5 protein-coding genes are annotated in these 4943 nt (G+C 63.6%); 1 reads left to right on the top strand and 4 read right to left on the bottom strand.

Translation table 11 applies throughout. From position 1 onward, the window contains the following. Window positions 1-494, bottom strand: a 494-nt coding sequence (locus tag Q0D45_RS20940; protein ID WP_293397676.1) for a cation:proton antiporter, incomplete at its 3' end; no start/stop codon positions are given. Window positions 495-698: 204 nt separating this feature from the next. On the opposite strand from Q0D45_RS20940, the gene Q0D45_RS20935 reads away from it, so the two are divergent. Beyond that, window positions 699-1568 (top strand): phospholipase A, encoded by an 870-nt coding sequence (locus Q0D45_RS20935; protein WP_293397674.1) that lies wholly within the window; start codon window positions 699-701, stop codon window positions 1566-1568. Here Q0D45_RS20935 and Q0D45_RS20930 read toward each other — a convergent pair. The 3 genes from Q0D45_RS20930 to Q0D45_RS20920 all read right to left on the bottom strand — a co-directional run. After that, complete coding sequence (locus Q0D45_RS20930) at window positions 1565-1993, bottom strand: nuclear transport factor 2 family protein (RefSeq protein WP_293397672.1); 429 nt, start codon at window positions 1991-1993, stop codon at window positions 1565-1567. The genes Q0D45_RS20935 and Q0D45_RS20930 overlap by 4 nt on opposite strands. A gap of 11 nt (window positions 1994-2004) precedes the next feature. Further along, the gene (locus Q0D45_RS20925; RefSeq protein WP_293397670.1) at window positions 2005-3657 is read right to left on the bottom strand and encodes an NAD(P)/FAD-dependent oxidoreductase; all 1653 of its coding nucleotides are present in this window, start codon (window positions 3655-3657) and stop codon (window positions 2005-2007) included. Window positions 3658-3788: 131 nt separating this feature from the next. Next, on the bottom strand, window positions 3789-4943 hold a 1155-nt coding region (locus tag Q0D45_RS20920), incomplete at its 5' end, for an MMPL family transporter (RefSeq protein WP_293397668.1).

Below are 4943 nucleotides of genomic sequence, written 5' to 3'. Positions count from 1 at the left end.
AGCAGCGGCAGCAGCGCCAGGAACGGGATCACCGCGATGTCCTGGAACAACAGGATCGAGAACGCCGCCCGGCCATGGTGATCCGCCAGTTCCTTGCGTTCGGCGAGCATCTGCAGCACGAAGGCGGTCGACGACATCGCCAGTGCGAAGCCGGCGACGATCGCGGCATCGCTGGGCAAGCCCAGGGCAATCGCGCAGCCGGTGAGCGCCGCCGCCGTCAGCAGCACCTGGGCACCGCCGAGGCCGAAGACATGAGCGCGCAGCCGCCAAAGACGGCTGATCTGCAATTCCAGACCGATCACGAACATCAGCAGCACCACGCCGAATTCGGAGACGTGCAGCACCCGCTCGACCCCCTCGATCAGGCCCAGGCCGCTGGGGCCGATCAACAGGCCGGCAAACAGATAACCGAGCACGGCACCGAGGCCCAGCCGCTTGAACAGCGGTACGGCGATCACGGCGGCGGCGAGAAACAGCGCAATTTCCTTCAGCATCGGGAGTCCGGTTGTTGGATGGCGGACGCCGCTGCGGAAGCAACGGTGATTTCCGTTATCGTGCCAGCTATCCCCGAAATTCCAGGATCAGCAATGCCTCACTGCGTCAGATGGCTGGCGGCCGCCATCATCATAGCTTGTGGTTCCGCACTTCCCTCCGGTGCCGACGAACCCATCCCGGCACCGCTACCGCGACCCGAGGCCGTGGCCGACGCGATCAACCATGGCCTTGCTGACGAATCGGCAACGCCGCCGGCAGCCGCAGCGGCGCGGACGCTGAGTCCAGCCGAGGAACAGGCCGAGTACGAGAAGCGGCGCAGCACCTCCTGGCGAATCATCGTCGACCCGGACACCTTCGCGCTGACCTCAGATACCAAGGGTTTGAGCCTGTACAAGTCGATGTACCTGCTGCCGGCAACCTACTCCGGCCGCTATCCCGGCAGCTCCAGCGAAGTACTGTTCACGATCAGCGGCAAGTTGAAGCTGTTCGACTACCCGATCTTTTTTGCCTATTCGCAGAAGTCGTTTCTGCAGGCCTTCAACGGGGCCGACTCGAAACCGTTCCGCGACAACAACTTCAACCCGGAAGTGTTCTACCGCTTCAAGCCGATCAATCGCGCCCGCTGGCTGAACCTCGGCGCCGATCTGGGGCTGGAGCACGAATCGAACGGCCGCGAACTGCCCGATTCGCGCAGCTGGAACCGTCTCTACTTCGCGCCGTTCTACGAGCACCGGGGCACGCTGGTCTACTGGAAGTGGTGGTACCGCCTGCCCGAAGACCAGAAGCGCGCGGTCACTGATCCGAAGCGCGACGACAACCCGGATATCCAGGATTACCTCGGCTATACCGAACTGCAGGTGCAGCAGCGCCTGTTCACCCGTCATCAGGCCAGCACCCTGGTGCGCTACAACCCGACCACCGGGCGTGGCGCCTTCTCGCTGCGCTATTCAGTGCCGGGACCCGGCGAGAACTTCTTCTGGACGGCTTATTTCTGGCAGGGCTACGGCGAAAGCCTGCTCGACTACAACCGCTCGGTCACCCGCGTCGGCCTGGGCATCTCGGTCGCCCGCTAGGTCGCTGAAGCGCGACGCCAGCCGGGCTCGCACCACAGCGCCGAGATCATCCGCAACGCGCCGTCGGCATCGCGGCGCAGCGTGTACTGCACCTCGATGGTTTCCAGCAGATGGCCATCCCGGTGATAGCGGCAGATGTCGGCGACCTCGGCCTGCATCAAGCCGGCGGCGCAGCGCGTCGTGGTAATGGCGCCGATCTTGGTGTGTCCGAAGCCGGCCGCCTCGAGCGCGACAAAGATCTCGCGCAGAAAGGCGACCAGCGCTGCGCGATCAGCCAGCACATGGGTGCCGGCCGCCAGCACGAACACCGCGGGTTCGGTGAAGAACGAGGCCATCGCCGGGAAATCACGGGCATTCCAGGCGGCGATGTAGTCGTGGATGCAGCGCTCGACGGCGGCAGCGGCGATCGGCGTGGTGGCAGGCATCGGTTGGCCCGCTACGCCGTTTCAGCCGCGCGACGAACCAAGGTGAAGCCCTGGTAACCCTTGGCGACCACGTCCTTGCACTTGTCGACATAGGTGTTGAAGCCGACGTAAGGCATGAACACGCGGGTCTTGCCCGGCACGTTGGAGCCGAGATACCAGGAGTTGCAGGTCGGATACACCGTCAGGTCGGCAACTTCGTTGACGTGATCGACCCAGGCATCCTCCGCGGGCTGCTGCGGCTCGATCAGCGCGACACCGGACTGTTCCAGATGGCGGATGGTGTCGCTGATGAAATTCACGTGCTGGTCGATCGACACCATCATGTTGGTCAGCACCGACGGGCTGCCCGGCCCCGAGATGAAGAACAGGTTCGGGAAGCCGACCGTCTGCAGGCCCAGATAGGTGCGCGGGCCGGCGCTCCATTTCTCGCGCAGCGGCTGACCGTTGCGGCCCTTGATGTCGACGCCGAGCAGCGCACCGGTCATCGCGTCGAAGCCGGTGGCGAAGACGATGTCGTCGACCGGATAGTCGTTGCCGCCGACCTTGATGCTATTGGCGGTGAACGATTCGATCGGCTGCTTGCTGACGTCGACCAGGCTGACGTTGTCGCGGTTGAAGGTCTCGAAGTAATCGGTGTCGCTGCACAGGCGCTTGCAGCCGACCACACCGTTGCGCGGCGCCAGGATCTCGGCCTTGTCCGGATCGTTGACGATGCCGTGGATCTTGTCGACGATGAACTCGGCGACCGTCTTGTTCGCCTCCGAGTTGAACATCAGATCGTTGAAAGCGGCCATGAAATGCAGGCCGCCGTGCTCGTTCCAGCGCTGTTCGTAGATCCGCTTGCGCTCTTCCGGCGAAACGCTGAGGGCGGACTGATCGTTGAGGTGGAAATCGGTCGCGAACGGCTGCTCGTAGGTGAACTTGCGCAGTTCGCCGTAGCGGGCCTTGGTCGTGTTGCGTTCTTCCTCGCTCAGGGGCCGGTTGCGGGCCGGCACCGAGAAATTCGGCGTGCGCTGGAATACGGTCAGATGATCGGCCTGGGCGGCGATGTGCGGCGTCGACTGAATGCCCGACGAGCCGGTACCGATCAGGCCCACCTTGCGACCGGTGAAATCCACACCTTCATGCGGCCAGTCGCTGGTGTACAGCACGCGGCCCTTGAACGATTCGACACCCGGAAACTGCGGCTTGTTGGCGATCGAAAGCGTGCCGGTGGCCATGATGAAATAGCGGGCCGTGACGCGCTTGCCGTCGTCGGTCGCGATCGTCCAGCAGTTGCGGGATTCATCGAACGTGGCGCTCAGCACCTTGGTGTTGAACTGCAGATCCGAACGCAGATCGTAGCGATCGGCCACGTGATTGGCGTACTTGAGGATCTCCGGCTGCGCGGAATAGCGTTCCGGCCAGTTCCATTCCTGCTGTAGCGCGTCGTCGAACTGATAGCTGTACTCCATCGATTCGGTATCGCAGCGGGCACCGGGATAACGGTTCCAGAACCAGGTGCCACCAACGCCGCTGCCACGCTCGAAGACGCGAGCCTTCAGGCCCTGCTGGCGCAGACGATGAAGCATGAACATGCCGGCGAAGCCGGCACCGACGACGATGGCGTCGAAGTCTGTTGTCTTGGCGGTTGCCTTGGCGGAAATGGGGCTGCGGTCATCCATGGATCTGCTCCTCGGTAGGCACGGTAACGGCGCCAGCTTCAATCGGCCGGTCGTCTCTGCTGGGAGAGTGCCTGCGCCGCAACAGCTGCGCAGCCGCCCGTTCGGGTAGGCGCGCCGTTGCGGCAGACCCCTCAGATCTTGCCGGTCACGCCGCCGTCGGTGAACAAGGCCAGATCGACACCTTCACTGACCAGCGAATTCGGCTTCAGCGCGAACTTCGGCCGCACCCACCAGACGATCAGCGGCAACACCACCAGCGCCAGGACCATGTTGATGCCCATGATCGCGATCAGCAGCAGGCCCATGTCGGCGACGAACTTCAGGCCGGACATCACATACCAGGGGATGATGCCGATGACCATGACGCTGGCGGTGAACAGGATCGCCTTGCCGGTGGTACGCAGCGCCGAGTCGATCGCCGTCGCCCAGCGCTCGTCGGCGCTGCCGGTGGTCGTCTGGATTTCCTCGCAGATGCGCGACAGCAGATAGATGCCGTAATCGATGCCGACACCGACACCGATCGCCGCAACGATCATCGAATTGGTATCGAGCCCGACACCGAGCAGGTGCATGGCCGCGATCAGCGCTTCGTTGGCGAGATTGACCGGAATCAGCAGGATCAGGCCTGCGACCATCGACTTGTAGGCGAAGGCACAGAGGATGAACACGAACACGTTCAGCACCACGATCACCACCCACTGATAGCGCTTGATGACCCGGTTCACCGCTTCCTGCAGCGCGATGGTGCCGGTCGCCAGGCGCACGGTGAAATCCTTGTGATCGACACCGACCGCGGCCACCGCAGCGGTTGCCGAGGCCAGCGCAGCGTCGACGGTTTCCTGCTTGTTGTCGGGATACCAGAGCGACACCGTCGAGTGCTGCAGGCTGGGATCGACGACATGGCTGAAATTCTTGCTGCTCGACCCCATCATCGCGCCGATCGCGGCCGACGACACCGCGCGTTCGCGCGGATCGATCATCGACCAGCGCGGGTCGCCGCCGTTGAACAGGCGGTTCGATTCGCGCAGGTAGTCGGCAAACGAAAGCGTCGCCCGCGGCGGATTCGGCCCCTTCTCCATCAGGTCCTGCAGCCGGGTCATGGTGTCGTAGGCGTCGACCGTGTGCGAGGCCCACTCCGTCGAGTCCGGGTTCTTCGCCTCCAGCACGATCTCCAGCGTGTTGACGCCAGGGAAGCTGCCATTGATCGCCCGCACCGACTGATTGAAAGCCGAGTCGTTCCAGAGCAGGTTGGTGCCTTCCACCGGGTTGCCGATCTTGATCTGCGA

This window comes from Nevskia sp. (assembly GCF_023266035.1).
Classification (GTDB): Bacteria; Pseudomonadota; Gammaproteobacteria; order Nevskiales; family Nevskiaceae; genus Nevskia.
This window is presented reverse-complemented; position numbering and strand designations above follow the sequence as displayed.